At 70.8% G+C, this 22,341-nt stretch carries 20 protein-coding genes; 10 read left to right on the forward strand and 10 right to left on the reverse strand.

Annotated elements, in window-relative coordinates; all coding sequences use genetic code 11:
* Window positions 1-33: 33 nt before the first annotated feature.
* The 3 genes from FGL94_RS10375 to FGL94_RS18310 form a co-directional block, all read right to left on the reverse strand.
* Entirely contained in the window at window positions 34-567 is a 534-nt protein-coding gene (locus FGL94_RS10375) for an Hsp20/alpha crystallin family protein (RefSeq protein ID WP_144924450.1), read from the reverse strand.
* 95 nt (window positions 568-662) lie between these two features.
* A complete protein-coding gene (locus FGL94_RS10380; RefSeq protein ID WP_144924452.1) occupies window positions 663-2,171 on the reverse strand; it encodes a stage II sporulation protein M in 1,509 nt (502 codons plus the stop codon).
* A 25-nt stretch (window positions 2,172-2,196) separates the two neighbouring features.
* On the reverse strand, window positions 2,197-2,343 hold the full coding sequence (locus FGL94_RS18310; protein WP_186313398.1) for a hypothetical protein: 147 nt from the start codon (window positions 2,341-2,343) through the stop codon (window positions 2,197-2,199).
* Window positions 2,344-2,479: 136 nt separating this feature from the next.
* Here FGL94_RS18310 and FGL94_RS10385 point away from each other — a divergent pair, with 136 nt between their 5' ends.
* Window positions 2,480-2,932 carry a gamma-glutamylcyclotransferase family protein gene (locus FGL94_RS10385; protein WP_144924454.1) on the forward strand — a complete coding sequence of 151 codons (453 nt, stop codon included), beginning with the start codon at window positions 2,480-2,482 and terminating at the stop codon, window positions 2,930-2,932.
* Window positions 2,933-3,168: 236 nt separating this feature from the next.
* On the forward strand, window positions 3,169-4,380 hold the full coding sequence (gene ilvA / locus FGL94_RS10390) for a threonine ammonia-lyase (RefSeq protein WP_144924456.1): 1,212 nt from the start codon (window positions 3,169-3,171) through the stop codon (window positions 4,378-4,380).
* Window positions 4,381-4,588: 208 nt separating this feature from the next.
* Here the strand turns inward: ilvA and FGL94_RS10395 are convergent, their stop codons facing one another.
* The 3 genes from FGL94_RS10395 to FGL94_RS10405 form a co-directional block, all read right to left on the reverse strand.
* Window positions 4,589-4,726 (reverse strand): DUF7560 family zinc ribbon protein, encoded by a 138-nt coding sequence (locus FGL94_RS10395; RefSeq protein ID WP_144924458.1) that lies wholly within the window; start codon window positions 4,724-4,726, stop codon window positions 4,589-4,591.
* A gap of 134 nt (window positions 4,727-4,860) precedes the next feature.
* On the reverse strand, window positions 4,861-5,616 hold the full coding sequence (locus FGL94_RS10400) for an ABC transporter permease (RefSeq protein ID WP_144924461.1): 756 nt from the start codon (window positions 5,614-5,616) through the stop codon (window positions 4,861-4,863).
* Window positions 5,613-6,710, reverse strand: a complete 1,098-nt coding sequence (locus FGL94_RS10405) for an ABC transporter ATP-binding protein (RefSeq protein ID WP_144924491.1) — start codon at window positions 6,708-6,710, stop codon at window positions 5,613-5,615. Before FGL94_RS10405 ends, FGL94_RS10400 begins: the two co-directional genes overlap by 4 nt.
* A 128-nt stretch (window positions 6,711-6,838) precedes the next feature.
* Between FGL94_RS10405 and folP the strand changes: the two genes are divergently transcribed.
* The 3 genes from folP to FGL94_RS10420 all read left to right on the forward strand — a co-directional run bounded on the left by folP (window position 6,839) and on the right by FGL94_RS10420 (window position 12,195).
* On the forward strand, window positions 6,839-9,484 hold the full coding sequence (gene folP, locus FGL94_RS10410) for a dihydropteroate synthase (RefSeq protein ID WP_144924494.1): 2,646 nt from the start codon (window positions 6,839-6,841) through the stop codon (window positions 9,482-9,484).
* A 36-nt stretch (window positions 9,485-9,520) separates the two neighbouring features.
* Window positions 9,521-10,957 (forward strand): DHH family phosphoesterase, encoded by a 1,437-nt coding sequence (locus FGL94_RS10415; RefSeq protein WP_144924498.1) that lies wholly within the window; start codon window positions 9,521-9,523, stop codon window positions 10,955-10,957.
* Window positions 10,958-11,124: 167 nt separating this feature from the next.
* Complete coding sequence (locus FGL94_RS10420; RefSeq protein WP_144924501.1) at window positions 11,125-12,195, forward strand: NAD(P)/FAD-dependent oxidoreductase; 1,071 nt, start codon at window positions 11,125-11,127, stop codon at window positions 12,193-12,195.
* Between the two features lie 564 nt (window positions 12,196-12,759).
* Here FGL94_RS10420 and FGL94_RS10425 read toward each other — a convergent pair.
* The 3 genes from FGL94_RS10425 to FGL94_RS10430 form a co-directional block, all read right to left on the reverse strand.
* Entirely contained in the window at window positions 12,760-13,227 is a 468-nt protein-coding gene (locus tag FGL94_RS10425) for a pyridoxamine 5'-phosphate oxidase family protein (RefSeq protein WP_144924504.1), read from the reverse strand.
* A 125-nt stretch (window positions 13,228-13,352) separates the two neighbouring features.
* Window positions 13,353-13,505 (reverse strand): DUF7560 family zinc ribbon protein, encoded by a 153-nt coding sequence (locus FGL94_RS18315; RefSeq protein ID WP_169332431.1) that lies wholly within the window; start codon window positions 13,503-13,505, stop codon window positions 13,353-13,355.
* A gap of 107 nt (window positions 13,506-13,612) precedes the next feature.
* Window positions 13,613-14,248, reverse strand: coding sequence for a helix-turn-helix domain-containing protein (locus FGL94_RS10430; RefSeq protein WP_144924508.1), 636 nt, complete (start codon window positions 14,246-14,248; stop codon window positions 13,613-13,615).
* Window positions 14,249-14,431: 183 nt separating this feature from the next.
* Between FGL94_RS10430 and FGL94_RS10435 the strand changes: the two genes are divergently transcribed.
* The 5 genes from FGL94_RS10435 (at window position 14,432) to FGL94_RS10455 (ending at window position 21,171) form a co-directional block, all read left to right on the forward strand.
* Complete coding sequence (locus tag FGL94_RS10435) at window positions 14,432-14,821, forward strand: winged helix-turn-helix domain-containing protein (protein WP_144924511.1); 390 nt, start codon at window positions 14,432-14,434, stop codon at window positions 14,819-14,821.
* A gap of 121 nt (window positions 14,822-14,942) precedes the next feature.
* Window positions 14,943-16,715, forward strand: coding sequence for a PAS domain-containing protein (locus FGL94_RS10440; protein WP_144924514.1), 1,773 nt, complete (start codon window positions 14,943-14,945; stop codon window positions 16,713-16,715).
* A gap of 182 nt (window positions 16,716-16,897) precedes the next feature.
* Window positions 16,898-19,012, forward strand: coding sequence for an acetate--CoA ligase family protein (locus FGL94_RS10445; protein WP_144924517.1), 2,115 nt, complete (start codon window positions 16,898-16,900; stop codon window positions 19,010-19,012).
* On the forward strand, window positions 19,009-20,070 hold the full coding sequence (locus tag FGL94_RS10450) for a phosphotransacetylase family protein (RefSeq protein WP_144924520.1): 1,062 nt from the start codon (window positions 19,009-19,011) through the stop codon (window positions 20,068-20,070). Before FGL94_RS10445 ends, FGL94_RS10450 begins: the two co-directional genes overlap by 4 nt.
* Before the next feature lie 99 nt (window positions 20,071-20,169).
* A complete protein-coding gene (locus tag FGL94_RS10455; RefSeq protein ID WP_144924523.1) occupies window positions 20,170-21,171 on the forward strand; it encodes a DUF7139 domain-containing protein in 1,002 nt (333 codons plus the stop codon).
* 32 nt (window positions 21,172-21,203) lie between these two features.
* On the opposite strand, the gene FGL94_RS10460 is transcribed toward FGL94_RS10455, so the two are convergent.
* Window positions 21,204-22,313 carry a DUF373 family protein gene (locus FGL94_RS10460; RefSeq protein ID WP_144924526.1) on the reverse strand — a complete coding sequence of 370 codons (1,110 nt, stop codon included), beginning with the start codon at window positions 22,311-22,313 and terminating at the stop codon, window positions 21,204-21,206.
* Window positions 22,314-22,341 lie beyond the last annotated feature (28 nt).

Raw genomic sequence — 22,341 nt, forward strand, 5'->3', positions numbered from 1 at the left:
AAACGGAGCAGAGAGAGCCCGATAGCCGGCCGGTCAGTTCACGTCGATGGTGTGGCCGGCGGAATCCGACGACGACCGCTTGGGGAGCGTGACGGTGAGCACGCCGTCGTCGTACGAGGCGGTCGCATCGGCGCGATCGACCGGTTCGGGGATCGGAATCCGGCGCGACACCGCGCGGCGACGGCGCTCGCGGCGGTGGTAGCGAACGTCCGCGTCGTCGCCGACCTCGGAGCCGTCGTCGTCCGTGTCGTCGCTCTCGTCTCCAGCCGCGTCGTCGTCGTCGTCAGCAGCCACCTCCGCGTCCCGCGTCTCCTCGCGGGTGGCCGCGATCGAGAGCGCGTCGTCGTGAAGCTCCACTTCGATCTCGTCGTGGTCGAACCCGGGGAGGTCGGCGAGTACGGTGATCGCCTCGTCGTCCTCGATCACGTCGACGGCGACGTCGCGGGCGCCCGGGAACCCGGGGACGCCGGGCCCCGGCGCGTCGAGCGTGCCGCCGAGCTCCTCGAACTCCTGTCCCATCCGTTCGAGCAGGTCCTCTATCTCGGTGAAGGGATCGCGTCGCGTCATACAGGTCAGGATTCGGGACGGAGAGACTTGAACGTACGGGCGACGGTCGGTGAGCGGGGAGAAAGCGACAGGGATGACCGCGAGAGGCGCGGATCTCAGAGGAACGGCCGCCAGTAGTACGGGCTCACGAAACCCTCGATGACGGCGGCGACCGCGATCAACACGCCGAGACCCATCAGCACCCAGAACGCGCGTTCGAGCGCGTCGGCGAACGCCTCGCGGGACAGGCGGCCGCGGAACGCCCGCCACGAGACGATCCCGAGGTGGATCCCCAGCGCGCCGGAGATGAACAGCGCGGGGATTTCGAGGATACCGTGCGGGACGACGAACGCGAGCAGCGCGGCGAGGTTCTCCTCTAACGCCGCGGTGGCGCCGAGCGCGAGCCCGTTGAACGCGATCGACGAGATCGCGGGGAGCACGAGCGCGACGCCGCCGAACGAGGTCGCGATCGCGACCGACCAGTTGTTCCCGAAGAAGTTGAGTGCGGCCGCCGGCGGGAGGTGACCGACCAGCCGCGACTCGATAGACGTGGTGACCGCGCCGACGAAGGGGTCGACGGCGAGCCACCCGACCGCGCCGAACCCGACGCCGACGAGGATCGCGATCGCGTGCAGGCCGGGAGTTCGCCGGACGAACCCGACCATCTCTCCCCAGCCGCGGCGGACGCCCCCGACGAACTGGTCGCGGAGGCGGGCGTCGACCGGCTCGACGGGGGCGACCGCGCCGCGGTGGTCGCCGTACAGGACGGTCTTCAGTAGGTCCAGCGCGGGGGCGGCGACGACCGCGCTGGCGAGCGCGACGGCGGCTCCGCCCCCGAGGAACGCGAGCGCGGACGCGACCGAGGAGATCGCCACGAGCACGCCGACGGCGACGACGAGGTACGCGAGTGCGTCGACCGGGTTCGACCGGATAAACCCGCCGGCGCCCTCGACGGCGCCGACCACGCCCGTCTCGTCGACGACGACCGCGGCCGGCGCGAACGCGAACACCGCGCGGACGAGAAGCAGGACGACGAGCCCGACGAGCAGCGCGAAGAGCGCGACCGCCGCGCCGAGGAAGGGGTTGACCAGGAACGCGCCGCCGATCGCGAGCCCGGCGAGCAGCGACACGCCGATCCACAGCAGAAGCTCGGCGACGTAGAGCCCGAGGAACGTGAGCCAGCGCTCCCGCACGCCGGCGATCCCGGCGGCGAGCCCGCGGCCGCCGCGAACGCGGCCCGCGACCGCCGACATCTGTCCGGCGGAGACCGCGGCGTACGTGAGAATCGCCAAGAGGAGCGTCGCGGCCGTGCCGACGGTCAGGAGGAGGAGCGCGGTCGGCGACGCGAGTGGTTCGAGCGCGGGAGCCACGCTTTCGGTCCACGCCTGGACGGCCTCGGGGTCCTGCGCGTCGGGCGGCGTCAGGTCCAGCTCGGCGAGCGCTCGGCGCGCGTCGGCGAGCCGACCGGTCAGCTCGTAGTGGAGGTACGTCCCGGCGAGCGCGACGAAGAGGCCCATCCGGGCGATAACGGGGACGGCCGTGCCGAGGAGGTAAAACGGGAGCAGGTCGGCGGGGCGCCGCCGGAGGGTCGACGCGGTGGCGGAGACGGCGGATGACAGGTCCATGCGGACCGGTTCGACCGTCACACACTTAAAAACCAGAGCGGTCTTGGCGTTCACTCCGAACCGCGGTCGGTCGGATCGTCCGCATCGCGGTGCGGAACGTCTGCTCGGCCATGACCGGCCACGCGAGCGAGAACACGCGCGCCCAGACGCGCCGCCGCCGCGAGGAGTCCATGCGTCACCGCGGAGGAACGGACGGGATTTCACCGTATCGGGGTCGGAGTGACCCGCCGGTCGCGGATCGTTCACCGCCCCGGACGGGGATCCCTCGCCGCCCGAACGTTGAAACGTGTGAACGACACACACAGACCATGGACGTCTTCGTGTACGGAACGCTCACCGAACCGGAACGAGTCGCGGAGGTGCTCGACTCGTACGTGTACGTCGGGCCGGCGACGCTGTTCGGACTCCACCTCGTCGAGGGGCGGTATCCGACGCTCGCGCCGGGCGGCGAGACGGGCGGGCGGCTCCTTCGAACCGAGGAGATGGACACGCTCGACGAGTACGAGCACGTCGATTCGGGGCTGTACCGGCGGATGGCGGTCCCGCTCGACGCGCCCGACGGCCACCCGAATGAGGCGGCGGTGTACGTCGGGGACCCCGACCGGCTCGAGGCAGACGCGACGTGGTCAGACGAGGGCGACAGCGGTGGGATCGAGAGCGGCGGTGGCGAGGGAGACCACGACGGCGGCGATCAGGGGTTCGCCGAGCGGGTCGAGCGATACCTCGAACGAGAGGATATCCGGGTGCGCCTGACCCCCTGAGATCCCGTCTGACGGAGGGATGACGGCGCTCCAGTCGTGCGGTTTCACTTTCACTCCGCTAGCCCCACCTTTTTGTATTCGGCACGCTTCGATCCACTCGCACGTCACACGCGTGCATTCCCCCTTTAAAACGGCGAGCCCGCGGCTCGGTCTCTGTGCGGTCTCGGGTCGCCTCGTCCGACGCCGAAGCGGAACGGACCGGAACCGATTAGCGGCCGGCGCGGCGACGCCCACGTATGATCAGCCTCTCCGACGTTCGCGAGGCGCGCGAGCGCGTCGGCGCCGCCGCCCGGCACACGCCCTTAGAGCGGTCGCGGAGCTTCTCCGAGATGAGCGGCGCGGACCTCCACCTCAAGCTGGAGAACTTCCAGCGCACCGGTGCGTTCAAGATCCGCGGGGCGATGAACCGGATCGCCACGCTCTCCGACGCCGAGCGCGAGGCCGGCGTGGTCACCGCGAGCGCGGGCAACCACGCGCAGGGGGTCGCCCTGGCGGCCGACCGCGCGGGCGTCGACGCCACCGTCGTGATGCCGAAGTTCGCGCCCGTCTCGAAGGTGAAGGCCACCCGCGGGTACGGCGCCAGCGTCCGGCTGCAGGGCGTCGACTACGACGAGGCGCAGGCGTACGCCCACGAGCTGGAACGGGAGGAGGGCCGGACCTACGTCCACGCGTTCGACGACCCCGTGGTGATGGCCGGGCAGGGGACGATCGGCCTGGAGATCGTCGACGACTGTCCCGACCTCGACACGGTCGTCGTCCCGATCGGCGGCGGCGGGCTCATCTCGGGCGTCGCGGTCGCGATCAAAGAGCAACTCCCGGACGTGCGGGTCGTCGGCGTGCAGGCCGAGGGCGCGGCCTCGGCCGCGAAGTCGCTGCAGGCGGGCGAGGTCCGCGAGATCGATAGCGTCGACACGATCGCCGACGGGATCGCCACCCGGTCGATCGGCGAGCAGACCTTCGACGTGATGTCGGCGTACGTCGACGAGGTCGTCACGGTCGACGACCGCGAGATCGCCCTCGCGCTCACGCTCCTCTTGGAGCGCGCGAAGACGCTCGTCGAGGGGGCCGGCGCGGTCGCGCTCGCGGCCGTGCTCTCGGAGGCGTTCGAGTACGAGGAGGACGAGACGATCGTCGCCGCGCTCTGCGGCGGCAACATCGACCTCAACCGCCTCGGCACCGTAGTCCGGCGCGGACTCGTCCAGATGGGCCGATACCTCAAGATCACCATCGACCTGAAGGACCGGCCCGGAGAGCTGGAGCGCGTCTCCAGCATCGTCGCCCGCACCGGCGCGAACGTGTACGCGGTCCACCACGACCGCACCTCGCGGGACGTGGCCGTCAACGCCGCGGAACTCGAACTGGAACTGGAGACCGACGACGCCGAACACGCCGCCGACATCATCGACGCCCTCGAAGCCGACGGCTACGAGGTCGAAGTGCTCTCGTGAACGCAGACGAGTACTTGTAAGCAGATGTGCGGTCGGCGCGCGCCGCCGAGCGGCCTGATAAGGGGCGAGGTACACGCGCGAGGGAGTCGGAGCGACTCGACTGCGCCGTTCCGACGAGGCTGGGGCGTTGGAGACCTTCACCGCAGGGTCGTCGATCGCTTATAAATAACCGAACGCAAAACCCCCCCGCATATCGACGGTGAAGCCGCTACTCGTCGTCGAAGTCCTCCTCGCTGGCCGGGGTCGTACAGACCGGACAGCCGCTGTCGAGGATCGTCTCCCGCATCTCGTCGTTGACCTCGATCGTCTGCGTGCAGTCCGAGCAGGTGAATTGAACGGTGGGCACGCTTTCTCTCGTTGTCGGAGACGGCGTCGGGCGATATAAATGACCGGCTTCCGTTTCGGGACCCGGGAATCCGGCGTCCGGATCCCGAAATACCTCGGCGTTCGCCTCCAGGAGACCGCCCGCCACCGGCCCCCTCAGTCCGTCCGCGGGACCGCGTACGCCCCCAGCGCGAGGAACGCGAGCGCGAGGACCGAGAGCACCGCCAGATCGCCGACCCACGGCCCGGGCTCGTAGATGATCGACCGCGTCCCGCGCGCGAAGTACGTCAGCGGCGAGGCCGCGACCGCCGGGAGGAACCACTCGGGCAGCAGCTCGGGCGAGACGAACGTCTCCGAGAGGAACAGCAGGGGGAGCGCGACCGTGTTGCTCGCCGCGATCACGCCGTCCTGCGAGTCCGCGAGCGCGCCGAGCAGCGCCCCGAGCCCGCAGAAGAGCGCGACGGCGACGACGATGAAGACCGGAAGCGCCGCGAGCGCCGGCGAGACGACGGGCTCCGCGTCGGTCACCGCCAGTACGAGCCCGAGGATGAGCAGGCTCGCCGCGCCGATGATCGCGACGTTGACCAGCGTGTGCGCGACCAGCCACTCGCCCCGCGAGAGCGGCGTCGTCGCCAGCTTCTCGAACCGGCCGCCGTCGCGGTGGCGAGCGATCTCGGATCCGACCCGCGACAGCGGCGTAAAGAGGACGACGACCGCGAGGTAGCCGGGGATGTAGTAGCCGGCGGGCTCCGCGAACAGCCCGCCGCCGGTCGGCTGCGTCTGGACCAGCGCGCCGAAGATGACCACGAGGATCACGGGGAAAAAGAAGGTGAAGAACACCGCCGTCCGCCGCCGGAGGAACGACCGCGCCGCCGCGCTCGCCTCCGTCGCGATCCGCCCGACCCGGCTCATCGGTCACCCCCGTCGGAGGGGACTGCATCGGCCGTCCCCGACCGCGGCGAGTACTCCTCTCCCGTGAGCCGGAGGTACACGTCCTCCAGCGACGGCTCCGACCACGCGAGCGACTCGAATTCGACCCCGGCCGCGTCGAGCGCGTCGACGGCGTCCCCGATCTCCTCCGGCCGAACGCCTCCGATCCGGAGGCCTTTGCGGGTGGACTCGACGGCGGGCGCGGCCTCGTTCCCGGACGCCTCCTCTCTCCCTCCCGCCGACTCGTCCGTGAGCTTCCTTCGGAGCGCCTCCCGGACCGCCTCGACGTCGGCCTCGTCAGCCGGGCCGTCGAGTGCGACGTCCAAGCGCGGCTCGCCCCCGTGCTCGGCGATGAGCTCGGCGGGGGCGCCGACGGCGACGACCGCGCCGTCCCGGAGGAGCGCGACGCGGTCGGCGAGGCGCTCGACCTCGTCCATCGCGTGGCTCGTGAGGAAGACGGTGGTGCCGTCGCCCGCGAGCCGCTCGATCAGGCGGTGGATCGAGCGCCGGCCGGCCGGGTCGATCCCCGTGGTCGGCTCGTCGAGGAAGAGGAGGTCGGGGTCGTTGACGATGGCGGTCGCGACGCAGGTCCGACGCTTCTGGCCGCCCGAGAGCCTCTCGTACCACGCGTCCGCGTCGTCGGCCATCCCCACGTCCCGCAGGACGGACTCGGTGTCGCGCGCCGCGTCGTACAGCCCGCCGTAGTAGTCGACCAGCTCCGACGCCGTGAGCCGTTCCGGCGGGTCGAACGACTGCGGGAGCAGCCCGATCCGCTGGGGGTCGACCTCGCGCGGCGGGGCGCCGAACACCCGCAGGTCGCCCTCGGCCTCCGTCGTCCCCGTCAGCGCGCGGACGAGCGTCGTCTTCCCCGCGCCGTTGGGGCCGATGAGCCCGAACACCTCGCCTGGCTCGACCCGGAGGTCGACGCCGTCGAGCGCGACGACCTCGCCGTACGACTTGCGGACGCCCTCGCCGACGACGACCGGGTCGGTGGCGGTGTCGGCACCGGCGGCGGCGCCGCGGTCCGGCTCCCCGTTCTCGGCCGCGGACGCCGACGCGGCCGCAGTCTCGTTCATGTGAACGTGTCGGGATGCCGCGCGCGTAAGGGTTGCTCTTCCGACTGGGGCGGGACGGGAAATCGAGAGAGGGCCGATACCGTTCCCGGTCCGTTACGCCTAAGCGACGGCGAGCCGACCCACGGCGTATGCACTACCACGAGGCGGCGGCGTTCCTCTTCGACCTCCGCCGTTTCTCGGTGAAGCCGGGGACCGAGCGCGTGGCGGCCCTCCTCGATCACCTCGGGAATCCGGAGGAGGACGTGTCGTTCGTGCAGGTCGCCGGCTCGAACGGGAAGGGGAGCACCGCGCGCATGACCGAGTCGATCCTGCGCGAGGCCGGCCTTTCCGTCGGCCTCTACACCTCCCCGCACCTCTCCGCGCTCGCCGAGCGGGTCCGGGTCGACGGGCTGGCGATGACGGAGGACGCGATCGCCGACTTCGTCGCGGAGGTGAAGCCGTGGCTCGTCGAGCGCGCCGCCGCCGGCGAACCGCTCACCTTCTTCGAGGTCGTCACGGCGATGGCGGTCCACGACTTCGCGCGCCGCGAGGTCGACGTGGCCGTCTTGGAGGTCGGGCTCGGCGGCGAGTACGACGCCACCAGCGCGGTCGACCCCGTCGCGACCGCGGTCACCAACGTCTCGCTCGAACACACCGCGGTCCTCGGCGACACGATCGAGGAGATCGCCCGCACCAAAGCGCGAATCGCGGACGGGGGCGCGCCCCTCGTCACCGCCTGCGAGGGCGAGGCCCTGTCGGTCGTCCGCGAGGTCGCCGACGACGCGGGCGCCCCGGTCGCGACGGTCGCGGGGGCCGGGCGAGACGGGGACGAGGAGGAAAACGCCGACGGAGACCACGCCCTCTCCGTCGCCTATGAGGGGCGCGTCAGCCCGACCGACGCCGAGGTGACGCTATCCGGCGAGGTGGCCGGGAGCTACCGGATCCCCCTCGTCGGCGACCATCAGGCGACGAACGCGGGGATCGCGGTGGCGCTCGCCCGGCGCACCGCGAGGGCGGTGGGCGTCGATCCCCTCCCCGACGCCGCGGTCAGCGGCGGGCTCGCTCGGGCGACGTGGCCCGGCCGGTTCGAGGTGGTCGACACCGCCCCGCTGACGGTGCTCGACGGCGCGCACAACCCGGCGGCGTGTCGGACGCTCGCCGGCACGCTCGCCGAGTACGACTACGACGACCTCCACCTCGTGTACGGCGCCATGCACGACAAGGACCACGCGGGTGCCGCGAGCGCGCTCCCCGCGACCGCCTCGGCGGTCACCTGTCGCCCGGACCTCGACCGCGCGGAGGACCCGGAGGTGTTGGCCGCCGCGCTTCGGAACGCGGGCGTCGACGACGTGACCGCCGGCGAGGACGTGGCCGCCGCCCTCGACGACGCGATCGGGCGCGCCGACCCCGACGACTGCGTGCTGCTCGCCGGCTCGCTGTTCGCGGTCGCGGAGGCGCGCGCGGCGCGCATGCGGACCGTGACGCCGCGGTCGGTCGGCGGCGGGAACGACCCGGCCGCGAACGCGGCACGCGCGCTCGACGCCGGCGGAGTTCCGCCAGGAGGCGAATCCGGCGCGGACCGACGCCGACGCGAGGGGATCGACCACCGCGTGCTCTCCCTCCGGCTCCGCGGCGACCGGGCGGAAGGCCTCGCGGCCGCCCTCCGCGAGGTCGGCGGCGACGCCGCGATCGGCGGGCTCGGCGCCGGCGAGGGGCGCGTCCCCGGCGGCGAGCGCGTGCCCGTCACGCTCGCGGGGACGGCGGCGGAGTACCGCGAGCTGCTCTCCCGGCTCCGCGAGCGCGAGGACGCGGGGTTCGCGGGGGTCGCGGACGACATCGCCGACCGGCTCGGGATCGACGAGGGTTCGCGGGACTCCCCCGCTCCCGCCGACTCTGCCCCTGCCGACTCCGCCCCAGACGACTACCCCTGGACCGACGGCACCGCGGTCATGGGCGTGCTCAACGTCACCCCGGACTCCTTCCACGACGGGGGGCGACACGCGGCCCTCGACGACGCGGCCGCGGGCGTCGAGCGGATGGTCGATGCGGGCGTCGACATCGTGGACGTGGGCGGGGAGTCGACCCGGCCGGGCGCCGAGCCCGTACCGGTCGACGAGGAGATCGATCGGGTCGTCCCGACCATCGAAGCGATCCGGTCGGTGTCCGCGGTCGCCGACGGCGACGTGCTGGTCTCGGTCGACACGCGGAAGCCGGCCGTCGCGGAGGCGGCGCTGGAGGCCGGCGCGGACGTCATCAACGACGTGACCGGGCTGGCGGACCCGGAGATGCGCGAGGTCGTCGCCGACGCCGGCTGCCCGGTCGTGGTGATGCACAGCCTCGACGCCCCCGTCGACCCGACGAACGATCCCGAGTACGACGACGCCGTCGACGACGTGATCGCGGCGCTCCGCGAGCGGCTCGCGCTGGCCGAGACAGCCGGAATCGACCGGGAGAAGGTGATCGTCGACCCCGGGATCGGCTTCGGCAAGTCGGCCGCCGAGGCGTTCGAGCTGATCGACCGCGCCGGAGAGTTCGCCGCGCTCGACTGCCCGGTGCTGATCGGCCACTCCCACAAGTCGATGTACGGCGCAGTCGATCGGGGGCCGGAGGACCGCGAGCACGCCACCGTCGCCGCGACCGCCCTCGCCGCCGACCGCGGCGCCGACATCGTTCGAGTCCACGACGTCGCCGAGAACCGCGCCGCGGTCGACGTGGCCGCCGCGGTGAACGGCTCCCTTCGCGAGGGCGTGGAGGAGTCCGACGACGACACCGGGGGGAGCGAACCCGACGAATGACGGCAGCGTTTTGCGTCGCGACCCCCTCGCGCCGGTATGGCCCGGCGTCTGCTGCTCGGCTGTAGCGCGGTCGGGAACACGCTCGTCGAGCACACCCGCGAGTCGCGCGGCGAGCTCATCGCGATCACCGACGACACCGGATGGGCCTCGACCCTGCGCGACCGCAACGTCGCCACCGTGGAGGCCGATCCGACCGATCCCACGACGTACCCCGACAGCGCCGCGGTCGTGCTGGTCGCGAGCGACGACCCGGAGCGGAACGTCGCCGCCGCGGAGGCCGCGCGGCGCCGCTACCCGGACGCGATGATCGTCGCGCACGTCGGCACGAACCCGACCGCGGCCCAGCAGGACGCGGTGGAGGCGGTCGCCGACCGCGTCGTCGACCCCGTCGAGGCCATCGTCTCGCGGGTCCGCGAGGCGGTCGGCGTCGACGCCGACGAGGAGCCGGTCCGGCTGTTGCGGGCCCTCCGGAACCTCTCCGGACCCCTGCTCGTCGTCGCGCACGACAACCCCGACCCCGACGCCATCGCGAGCGCGCTCGGGCTGGAGCGGATCGCCGAGTCGGTCGGCGTCGCCGCGGACGCCTGTTACGGCGGCGAGATCGCCCACCAAGAGAACCGCGCGATGGTGAACCTGTTGGACCTCTCGTTGCGGACCTTCGACGAGGTCGACCTCGACGACTACGACGGGATCGCGCTCGTGGACCACTCGCGCGCCGGGATCAACGACAGCCTCCCGGAAGGACATCCGGTCACGATCGTCGTCGACCACCACCCGCCGCGGGGCCCCGTCGCCGGGGAGTTCGTCGATATCCGCCCGGACGCCGGGGCGACGAGCACGCTGATCGAGGAGTACCTCTCGCGGCTCGGTATCGATCCGGACCAGGCCCTCGCGACCTCGCTCCTGTACGGGATCCGGATCGACACGAAGGACTTCACGCGGTCCACCTCGATCCCGGACTTCGAGGCGGCCGCGTCGCTGTCGGCCTACGCCGACGAGTCGACGCTCGAACGCGTCGAGAGCCCGAGCGTGAGCCCGGAGACGCTCCGCGTGCTCGCCCGCGCTATCGAGGGGCGGGACGTGCGCGGTTCGACCGTCGCCTCCTGCGTCGGCGAGATCGGCGACCGCGACGCCCTCGCGCAGGCGGCCGATCGCCTCCTCGATCTGGACGGGATCGCGGTGACGTTCGTGTTCGGCTACACGGACGGAGTCGTCTACGGCTCCGCGCGGGCCCGCGGCGCGGACCTCGACGTGGGCGAACTGCTCCGCGACGCGCTGGACCCGGTCGGCTCCGCCGGTGGGCACGCGACCATGGCCGGCGCGCAGGTCCCGCTCGGAATCCTCCAAGAGGTGTCCGACGAGGAGTCGCTCGAAGACGTCGTCGAGGCGTTCGTCGCCGGGCGCTTCTTCGAGGCGCTCGACGACGCCCCCTCACCGCCGACGGGGGGAGTACCGGAGTTCCCGACCGACTGAGAGCGTTCGCTCTCGGCTCCCGGAACTTTCCGCGGTCCCGGATCCCGGAATTTTTCGCGGTCCCGGATCCCGGGATTTTTCCGCGGTCCCGCCACCCATCCCTCGCTCTCCCGCCATCCGCGTCCGAGGGCGCAACCTACATACTTCGCGACGGCGAACTGGTACGTATGACCGACGACATTGTCGAACACCGTCGACTGATCATCGCCGGCACCGGGATCGCGGGGCTCTCCGCGGGAATTTACGCCGCGCGCTCGAACAACGATCCCCTGCTCATCGAGGGCGACGAGCCGGGCGGCCAGCTCACGCTCACCACCGACGTGGAGAACTATCCCGGCTTCCCCGAGGGGATCTCCGGGCCGGAGCTGATCAACGACATGAAAGCGCAGGCGACGAAGTTCGGCGCCGAGACCCGCAACGGGGTCATCGAGGACGTCTCCAAAGAGCCCGCGGGCCACTTCCGCGTCGAGCTCTCCGACGGCGACGTGTACACCGCCGACGGCTTCATCGCCGCCTCTGGCGCCAGCGCCCGCACGCTCGGCGTCCCGGGCGAGGACGAGCTGATGGGGTACGGGCTCTCGACGTGCGCGACCTGCGACGGCGCGTTCTTCCGCGGCGAGGACATGCTCGTCGTCGGCGGCGGCGACGCCGCGATGGAAGAGGCGAACTTCCTGACGAAGTTCGCGGACACCGTCTACATCGCCCACCGCCGCGAGGAGTTCCGCGCCGAGGACGTGTGGATCGAGCGCACGATGGAGAAGGTGGAGGACGGCGAGATCGAGCTCCTCCTCAACACCGAGCTCACCGAGATCCACGGCACCCCCGAGGACGGGATCGACCACGTCAGTCTGGTCGAACACCCGGACGGGCACCCGAAGGAGAAGCTCGATGACCCGGCGACCGCCGACGAGGTCGACGAGTACGACTTCGACGTGGGCGCCGTCTTCTTCGCCATCGGCCACACGCCGAACACGGACTTCCTCGAGGGGACCGGGATCGAGACCGACGACGACGGCTACCTCATCACCGAGGGCGGCCGCGGCGGGAACCAGACCGCGACCGGCGTCGAGGGGCTGTTCGGCGCCGGCGACGTGGTCGACTTCCACTACCAGCAGGCGGCCACGGCCAGCGGGATGGGCGTGAAGGCCGCGCTCGACGTCGACGAGTACCTCACCGAGCGCGAGCGCGCCGGCGAGCTGTACGAGCCCGAAGTCGACGCGGCGGCCGCGGACGACTGAGCGGCGACCGAACGACGAGCGTCTTTTTAAGTAACCGCGCCGCGGCGGAGCCGCCGAGCGACGGCGATATCGACTGTTTATAAAGCGATCTGCCGTCGGCGCGCGCCTCCGAGCGGTCGCCACTGGCGACCGCGAGTAGTGAGGGACCGAAGGTCCCTCTGACAGCCGGCGGCGAAGCCGCCGGCGAGAGCGCGTGCGAGGGAGTCAGTCGTCCGGAGCGAAGCGGAGGACGGCTGACGAGGTTGGGGAGGTGTGAGGTGCGGTTGCTGTGCGGTGCGGGGTGGGACTCAAAGGGGCGGCCGGCGAGGCGGGCGCAGGTGACGTAAGCACTGCAGGGAGCGAGCAGCACGAGCGACCGAAGCGCGCAGCGAGCGTGCGTCCGCCTCGCCGGCTGGGGCTTTGACGGTGTTCCCTGTCGATCTGTCGTCAGGTACTTATAAGCGAGCGGCTGGGCTTTGGAAGTGTTCACCACGGGATCGCCGCGATCGTTGTAAGCAGCAACGAGGACGGTGCAAACGTTAATCGACGATCTGCGAACGGCTATTTATAAGCGGTCGACGACTCCTACTCATCGTCGCGGTCGACGACGACCGTACGGCCGGTGAGCCGCTCGGGCTCGAACCGGTACAGCTCGATGTCGAGGTCTTTCTTCCCGTCGGCCCAGATCTCGAACAGGGGCCGTTGCGTCTTGCCGTACTGCGCGATCGTCTCGGGCGTGAGGTCGTCGAGATCGACCCGATGGAGGGCGCCGACGCCGACGACGCTCGCGTACTCCTCGCGGCTCCCCTCGCCGCCCTCCTCGTACACCACGATCCGGGCCTGCGGGTCGGACGCGAGGAACTCTCGCTTCTCGCTGTCGGGCGTCGACACGAGCCGGAGGAAGGCGGTCCGCGACTCCTCGTCGAATCCGTACGAGATCGGGATCGCGTACGGGGTCTCGTCGCGCGCGAGGGACAGCACCCCGGTCTCGTGCCGGGACAGGAGCGCGTCGACCTCCGCGTCGGACATCTCGACCTCGCTTCTCGTCGCCATACGCGATCCTCTGGGTACGAGGGGATAAAGGACACGAGACTGAGCGAGGGGGAACCGACGGCTGTCGGTGGCGGAGGCCCGCGACGGGACCCGGGAATTGGGCGGACCGAGGGAGACGACAACCGCTACGCGGTCTGAGGGTCCGCGATGTCGCCCTCGGTAACGGGGGCGCCGCAGACGACACAGCCCGTTTCGAGCAGCGTCGCCCGCATCGCGTCGTCCACCTCGATCGACCGGCGACACTCCGGACAGACGAAGGTGTGCGTCCGTGGGCTCATGGTGAAGAGTACGACACGGATCCACATGAAGGATGGATCGGATTCCTGAGGGTTCGGAATCCGGCGGGCCGGGACCCCCGAAGGTCGCGAGCGACGAGGAGGGGAGTTCAGTCGAGCAGCGTCGAGAGCAGCTTCCGCTGTGCGGCCGCCATGTGCTCCGAGAACGTCGACCGGTCGATGCCGAGCGACTCGGCGACCTCGCCGGCGTTGGCCCCCTTCGGGTGGTCGAAGTAGCCCGCGTCGTAGGCGGCGGTGAGCACCTCGCGCTGGCGCTCGGTCAGTTCGCTCCGGTCGACGGTGACCAGGTCCGACTCCTCGGGCGTCGACGACGACTGGAGTAACCGCAACACCTGCATGTCGGAGCAGGACTCTCGGAACTCGTCGAGCACGGAGCGGAGCGTCGGCAGGTCGGTCGCGTGAAAGGTGACGACCAGCCGCCCGTCTCGGATGGTGGTCTCCGAGGTGGGGACGCCGTGTCGGTCGAGCACCGCGAACGGCGACGCCTCGGCGCTGGGGGTCTCGAACCGGTAGGCCGCCTTGGCGCCGTAGTCGAACACGACCTCGACTCCCTCAGGGGCCGGGAGGTCCGCGTCGGCGATGAACTCGAAGACGACGGTCCCCGGATCGCTGTCCGACGCGCTGCGCGCGACGTTGTAGATCGGTGTCGACCCGTCGACCACGCCGTCAAACGGGGACGGCGACGTCGTCGGGAGCGAGACCTCCGCTCTGATTCCGGATCCCATCTGCGTGTCCGTTCGTGTCCGCCCCCGGGCAAAACGTTGACGCCGTCCGCGCGTCCGCGTCGTCGCCGCTCGCTGGCGCTCGCTGGTCGACGCTTGCTCGGCGGCGCCAATCGGTTCGCCCTTATAAAACACCCCCCATATGTAGGGCCGGTGTTGGGGTGGACGGAGCCACAACCTACATCCATGAAGCGAAACGCGCCGCGGGCGACCGGACCGACGACCGCGACGGAAGGCGACGAAACGCTCGATGACACGTTCGACGCGCTCGCCGACCCCGACTGCCGGGCGATCCTCGGGGCCGCCGACACGGCGATGACGACGAGCGAGCTGGCCGACGCGTGCGACATCGCGCTCTCGACCGCCTACCGCAAGGTCGAACGACTCAGCGAGACTCCCCTACTGGTCGAAGGCGTCCGCTTCGACGCCGACGGGGACCACGCGGCGGAGTACACGCGGGGCGCGACCGACGCAACCATCGAGCTCGGTGACGGCGGTATCACGTTGACCGTCGACGACTCCGCGGCCGACTCGGTGAGCGCCGCGTTCGACACCACCGGCGTCTCGGCCGACTGAGCGCGCGTCTCGGGCGCTGATTACGCCGTCTGCGACGACCGACCGGGAGCGTAGCCGTGAGATTTCTCTCGTGATAATCGGGCGAGTAGCCTTATCAACCGCCTCGGATAGCGGTAACCATATGGCCGAGTCGCCGGATCCCGCCGTTCTTCTGGATCTCGCGGGGGACAAGATCGCCGTTCTCGACGAAGACGGGATCTACCGGCATCTCAACGCGTCCGTCGCCGACTTGCTCGGGTTTCGATCGGACGAACTCGTCGGGACGGACGCCCTCGCGCGAGCGCATCCCGACGACGAGGAGCGGCTCCGGAACACGTTCGCGCGGATCGTCGCCGAAGAGTCGGCAGTCAGCGAGTCGCTGGAGTACCGGTACCGCACCGCCGACGACGAGTGGGTGTGGCTCCGGACGACGGTCCATCCGCCCGGACAGACGGGGATCGACGGCTACGTGGTGACTTCGCGGGACATCACGGCCGAGGTCGAGTCCCGGCGCCGGCTGGAGACGATCGCGTCGGTGTCGTCCGACGTGTTCTGGATGTTCTCCGCCGAGTGGGACGAGCTCCTGTTCGTCAACGACGCCGCCGAGGAGATATTCGGCGTGTCGCCGGACGCGCTCGAACGCCGGCCCACGAAGTTCCTCGACGCGGTCCACCCCGACGATCGCCCGTACGTCGAGCGGGCCATGGGGCGGCTCTCGAACGGGGAGTCGACGCTGATCGACTACCGGCTCGGGTCCGCCGACGGGGTCACGAAGTGGGTCCGCGTGCCCGGCGAGCCGGTGAGCGAGAACGGTGAGGTCGTCGCAGTCGCCGGGTTCGCGCGCGACGTCACCGACGAGTACCGCCGCGAGCGACAGCTCGCCGTGATGGACAACCTCCTGCGACACACGATCCGAAACGACATGAACATCGTCGACGGGACCGCGGAGCGCATCGTCGACTCCGTCGCCGCGTCGGACGCGTTCGAGCCGGAGGCGCGGGGCGACGACGCGGACGGCGAGAGCGAGGACGGCGGCGGTCAGATCGATCCCGACGCCCTCGCCGAACTCGGCGCGGACGTACGGGAGCACGCGGAGACGATCCGCCGGATCGCCTCCGACCTGCTGACGACCGCGGAGAAACAGCGCGGCGTGATCGACCTGCTGCGACAGCGCGAGTCGCCCCGGACGGTCGAGGTCGCGCCCGTGGTCGAGGAGGCGCTCGGCATGGTCGTCGACGACTGCGACGAGCCGATCGACATCACCTATCGCGACCCCGTCGAGGACGGAGATCCGGCGGAGAGCGCGCACGGAGACGAGACCGAGAACGGAGGCTGGCTGACCGACGAGGGAACGGCGAGCGGGGAGCCGAAAGGGGACGACGGCTCGACGCTCCCGCGGGTGTCGGTCTCGTACCCGCCGGACGCGAGGGCGTTCACGCACCCGGAGATCGACTACGCGATCGCGGAGCTGGTCGAGAACGCCCTCGAACACGCGGAGACGACGCCGCGAATCCGGATCGACGTGCGCGCGACGGGCGATGCGGTCGAGGTGTCGATCCGCGACAACTGCCCGCCGATCCCGGTCGAGGAGCGGTACGTCATCACCGATCGGTGGGAGATGGACGACCTCCGTCACACCGGGGGAATGGGGTTATGGCTCGTGTACTGGGTCGCCAACCGGTCTGGCGGCGGGGTGACCTTCGACACCCACGCCGACGGGAACGTCGTGACGCTCTCCGTCCCGAACGCGAAGTGCGACGCGACCGACGAGGACTCCCTCGGGACGAGCCCGTCGAACCGCCCGACGACCGCCGGGATTGGAGGAGCGGACGCGCGGATGCGAACGGACGGGTCCGCGCCTTCAGGCTCCGAAGACTGCGGGTCGGACCGGGAAGGTCGCGACGACGCGGAGTGAACGGGAGAACCAAGTCGCTCCGCGGGGCGAGAGCCGAAGCGTCGAATTACGGGACCAAACGTGGCATCACCTCCTCGGTCCTCGAACGAGACGGTATCGATACGATCGATCGTTCATTAATATTCAGGGAATGAGAACGCTCCCGCCGATCTTAAGCCGTCGGTGCGTATAGCCACGTACCGATGGGTACGCTCAACGAGATGTTCGACCCGGACCGGGTCGCCGTCGTCGGCGCGACCTCCCGAGAGGGAGCCGTCGGTCGCGCCGTCACGTCGAATCTGCTCGACGACTTCGACGGCGACACCGTTCCCGTCAACCCGAACTACGACGAGGTGCTCGGGACGCCCTGCGTCGACGAGGTGGCCGACGCGGACGCCGACGTCGCCGTGGTCGTCGTACCGCCGTCGATCGTGTTGGACGCGATCGAGGCGTGCGGCGAGGCGGGCGTCCGGAACGTCGTCGTTATCACCGCCGGGTTCGGCGAGACGGGAGAGGACGGGGCGGCGAGGGAACGGCGCCTCGCGGAGATAGCCGACGAGTACGACCTGAACCTCGTCGGCCCCAACAGCCTGGGGATCATGTCGACGCCCTCGGGCATGAACGCGACGTTCGGCCCGGAGAACGCGCTCCCGGGCGGGCTCTCCTTCATGAGCCAGTCCGGCGCGTTCGTCACCGCGGTCCTCGACTGGGCCAACGACAACGGGATCGGCTTCAAGGACGTGGTCTCGCTCGGCAACAAGGCGGTCTTGGACGAGACCGACTTCGTCGACCACTGGGGAGACGACGAGGAGACCGACGTGATCATCGGCTACCTCGAGGGGATCGAGGACGGCCGCAAGTTCATCGATACCGCCCGCGAGACGACCCAGGACACCCCGATCGTCGCCGTGAAATCCGGCCGGACGAGCGCGGGCGCGCAGGCGGCCTCCTCGCACACCGGCACCCTCGCCGGCTCCGACAAGGCGTACGAGGCCGGCCTCGACCAGGCGGGCGTCATCCGCGCCGAGTCCGTCGACGAGCTGTTCGACTCGGCCGGCATCCTCGGGAGCCAGCCGCTCCCCGACACCGACAGCGTCGCGATCGTCACCAACGCCGGCGGCCCCGGCGTGATGGCGACCGACGCCGTCGGCGACGCCGACCTCGACATGGCGTCGTTCACCGGGGAGACGAGCGATGCGCTCGCCGAATCGATGCCCGACGAGGCGAACATCCACAACCCGGTCGACGTGATCGGCGACGCCGACGTGGAGCGGTTCCGCGAGGCGCTGGAGATCACCGTCGCCGACGACAACGTCGGGGCCGCCCTCGTGCTGGCCGCGCCGACCGCGACGATCGACTTCGACGAACTCGCGGACGCGATCACGGACGTGAGCGACGAGATGGACGCCCCCGTCGCCGCCTGCCTGATGGGCGGCGACCGGACCCGCGGGCCGAAACAGCAGCTGCAGGCGAAGGGGATCCCCTGTTACTTCGATCCCGCCCGCGGGATCGAGAGCCTCGCGACGCTGTCGCGGTACCGCGACATCAAGGAGCGCGAGTACGCCGACCCGATGTCGTTCGACGTCGACCGCGAGCGCGCCCGCGAGATCCTCGGAACGGTCCGCGACCGCGACGACAACCGACTCGGCGTCGAGGCGATGGAACTGCTCGACGCGTACGGCATCCCCACGCCCGACGGCGAGATCGTCGACACGCCCGAGCGCGCCGCCGAGGTCGCCGCCGGCATCGACGGCGACGTGGTGATGAAGATCGTCTCGCCCGACATCCTCCACAAGTCCGACATCGGCGGCGTCGCCGTCGGCGTCGAGGAGGCCGAGGTGGCGGACACCTACGAGGACCTGATCACCCGCGCGCGCAACTACCAGCCGGACGCGACCGTCCTCGGCGTACAGGTGCAAGAGATGGTCGATCTCGACGACGGCGTCGAGACGATCGTCGGCATGAACCGCGACCCGCAGTTCGGTCCGCTGCTGATGTTCGGGCTCGGCGGTATCTTCGTGGAGGTGATGGAGGACACCACCTTCCGCGTCGCGCCCGTCTCGGAGCCGGAGGCCCGCGAGATGACCGAGGAGATCCAGTCGGCGCCGCTGCTGCGCGGCGCTCGGGGGCGCGATCCGGTCGACGTCGACGCCGTGATCGAGACGATCGGTCGGCTCTCGCAGCTGGTCACCGACTTCCCGGCCATCCTCGAACTCGACATCAACCCGCTCGTCGCACTGCCCGACGCCGACGGCGGCACGAACGCCGCCGCCGTCGACGTGAGACTTACGGTTGACCCGGAGGAACTCGACCTATGACAGACACACCCACGACACTCGTCACCGCGACCGGAGAAGGCGCCGGAAAGACAGCGATCACCGTCGCGCTCGCGCGGCTCGCCGCCGACCGCGACCGCAGCGTCGGCTACATGAAGCCGAAGGGGACTCGGCTGCAGTCGAACGTCGGCAAGACGCTCGATCAGGACCCGATGCTCGCCCGCGAGGTGCTCGATCTGGACGCCGAGATGCACCAGATGGAGCCCGTCGTCTACTCCCCGACGTTCGTCGAGGGCGCGATCCGCGGCACCGAGGACGCCGACGCGCTCCGCGACCGGATCCGCGAGGAGTACGAAGAGCTCGCCGCCGACCGCGACCACATGTTCGTCGAGGGGGGCGGCCGCTGGACCACCGGCGGCGTCGTCGACCTCACCGACGTGGACGTGGCGGAACTGCTCGACGCGCGGGTCGTGCTCGTCGCCGGCTACGACTCCCCGAACGACCTCGACGACGTGCTCGCGGCCGCCGACGCGTTCGGCGACCGCCTCGCCGGCGTCGTGTTCAACAAGGTGTCCGACGACGCGTTCGAGTCGCTCGATCAGGACGGGATCCCGTTCCTCGAATCGAAGGGAATCACCGTGTTCGGGGCCATCCCGTCCGAGAAGGAGCTGGCCGGCGTCACCGTCGGGGAGCTCGCGGACGAGCTCGGCGCCGAGCTCCTCACCGACGCCCCGACCGACGGCTTCGTCGAGCGCTTCCTCGTGGGCGCGATGGGCGGCGACGAGGCGCTCCGCTACTTCCGGCGCGCCCGCGACGCCGCCGTCATCACCGGCGGCGACCGCGCCGACGTGCAGACCGCGGCGCTCGAGGCCTCCGGCGTGGCGTGCCTCGTGTTGACCGGCGGTCACCGTCCCTCGGGCGCCGTGCTCGGGAAGGCGGCCGACGCCGGTAAGCCCGTCCTCGCGGTGAACACCGACACGGTCACCGCGATCGACCGCGCCGAGGGGATCGTCCGCGGCGGTCGCACCCGCGACGCGCGCACCGTCGACAGGATGGCGGAGCTGCTCGACGCGCACGTCGACGTGGACGCGCTGGTCTGAGGCGGATTACGGTGTGAATCCGGAACCGCCTCGCTTCCGTCCCCCGCCGCGGGCGAACGTCTGACATACTGTTTTCAGGGAGGACGACGTAGGGCGCGTATGACCAGTCTCTCGGAGGCGTACGGCGGACGGGGACGCTCCGAGGTCGACCCGCGACGGCTGTACCTGGGCGTGGGCTCGTTCGTCGCCGGGACGCTGCTCCTCGTCGCCGGAATCTTCGTGGCCGCGGAGGTCGTCCTCCCGAGCGGCTACAACTCCGGTGAGGCGCGGCAGCTCGGCGGCGTGCTCGGCGGCGTGGGCGTCCCCCTCGTGTTGCTCGGCGTGATGACCGTCCTCCCGGCGGACCGCAACACCCGCGTCGCCGCGGTCGTCGGGGCGGGCGTGATGTGTCTCGGCGTCGCGCTGTTCGCGTACGCGTATCCTAACCACTGGGTCGGCGGGCCACGCCCCGAACTCACGGATCTCACGCTGCCGACCGCGGGGCTGTACTTCGTCGGCGCCGCGACGACGCTGTGGAGCGTGTTCGTCGGCGTCGCCAACTTCAAGACCCGGAACGACCCCGGCGGGACCGTCACGATGGAGGTGACTCACAAGGGCGAGACGAAGGTGATCGAGGTCGACCGCGCCGAACTCAAGCGCGGCGGCGGCGTCGGCCTGCTCGGCGGCACTCCCGACGGCGACGTGGAGACGCAGACGAACCGGCGCGACGGGAGCGGCTCCGGGTCCGGCTCCCCCTCGGGCTCCGGATCGGGTTCGTCCGGGACCTCCGGCTCCCCCGGCTCGACCGGATCGTCTCTCCCGACCGGGTCGGCGGACGGATCGAAGCCCGCCGGCGTGAGCGACGGCGGCGCGAGCGCGACGGACATCCGCTCTCCGCTCGACGGGAACGGCAATGACGGCTCCGACGGCCCGTCCGGACCGAGCGGCTCGGTCGCTCCCGGCGCCTCGCCCGCCGCACGCGACGGCCCGGGAGACACCTACTGCGGGAATTGCGCGCAGTTCGACTACGTCCGCACGGAGCAGGGGATGCAGCCGTACTGCGGCCATCACGACGAGCTGATGGACGACATGGACGCCTGCGAGGAGTGGACGCCGCGGTGAGCGAGTTGGGGACGAGCGCTGTCTTATTATTTTTAAGCCGGGTCCGCCGACGGGAGCTGTGACTCCGCGACCGCGAACGCGAGCGTGCTCAACACGGCGGTGAGCGTCCCGGCCGCGAGCGCCATCGCGAGATCGGGGAGCCCGAGCGAGGTCACGCCCGGGGCCGCCGGCAGAAAGAACCCGGAGACGGCGTACAGCACGACGGCGATCGAGAGCACGTAGAACGGCGCGTTGAGGTACCGCCACCGGAACCGACTCGCGAGGTACTCGTCGGTGATCTGGCCGAGGCTGGAGGTGATCCCGGCGACCGCGAGCCACTGGACGAAGCCGTGGACGAACGCCGCGAGCGCGACGCCGGCGGTGACGCCTCCCCCGCGGACGCCGCGGACGGTTTCGACCGTCTCCATCCCCTGTACCCCGCCGACGACGATCAGCGCGAGCGCGACGACGTAGGTGACGAGCGTCACCCGCCCCGTGTAGAGCACGTTGCGCACGGAGGCGGCCGCGCCGTCGACCGTGTCTTCGAGGCCGAGCCCGCGGAACAGCGAGTAGAGCCCGAGGAGCCCGGAGAGGATCCCGAGGACGGCCGCGCCCGCGACGTCGAACAGGTTGGCGACGACGACGAGCGGGTATATCAGGAGGAGCACGCCGAGCGGCACCAGGATCGTACCGCGGGTCTCCGGGTCCGCGAGCACCTGCTTGATCGTGTAGTAGAGCGACTCGAGGTCCTGGGCCTGCCGGACGACCACCCGGCGCATCCCGTCGATCGGCATCCGTGAGCGGATCACCGGGAGGACCGACTCGTCCTGCGCGCCGTCGGTGATGACGACCGCGGAGACCTCCTCTCCGGTCGACAGCTCCGCGAGCACCCGGTCGACCTCTTGGCCCACCGCGCGATTCGCCCGCACGTCGGAGCCGTCGACGCCGGTGACCGCCGCGACTTCGACCGCCTCGCCGCCGGCCGCCAGCTCGTCGTAGACGTTAACGCCCTGAAAGAGGACGTTCACGTCGGAGTCCTCCGGGTCGGCGGTCGCGAGCGCGACCGCGGCCTCGGTGACCTCGTCGGCGCCGATGACGGGGGTGGGGATCCCCGTCTTCCGACCGAGGTCGTCGTCGAGGTCGACGCAGAGGACGAGTAGCATTACGCGACGCTAGGCGAGGGGTCGGCAT

It is taken from the genome of Halorubrum salsamenti, from assembly GCF_007671685.1.
GTDB lineage: Archaea > Halobacteriota > Halobacteria > Halobacteriales > Haloferacaceae > Halorubrum > Halorubrum salsamenti.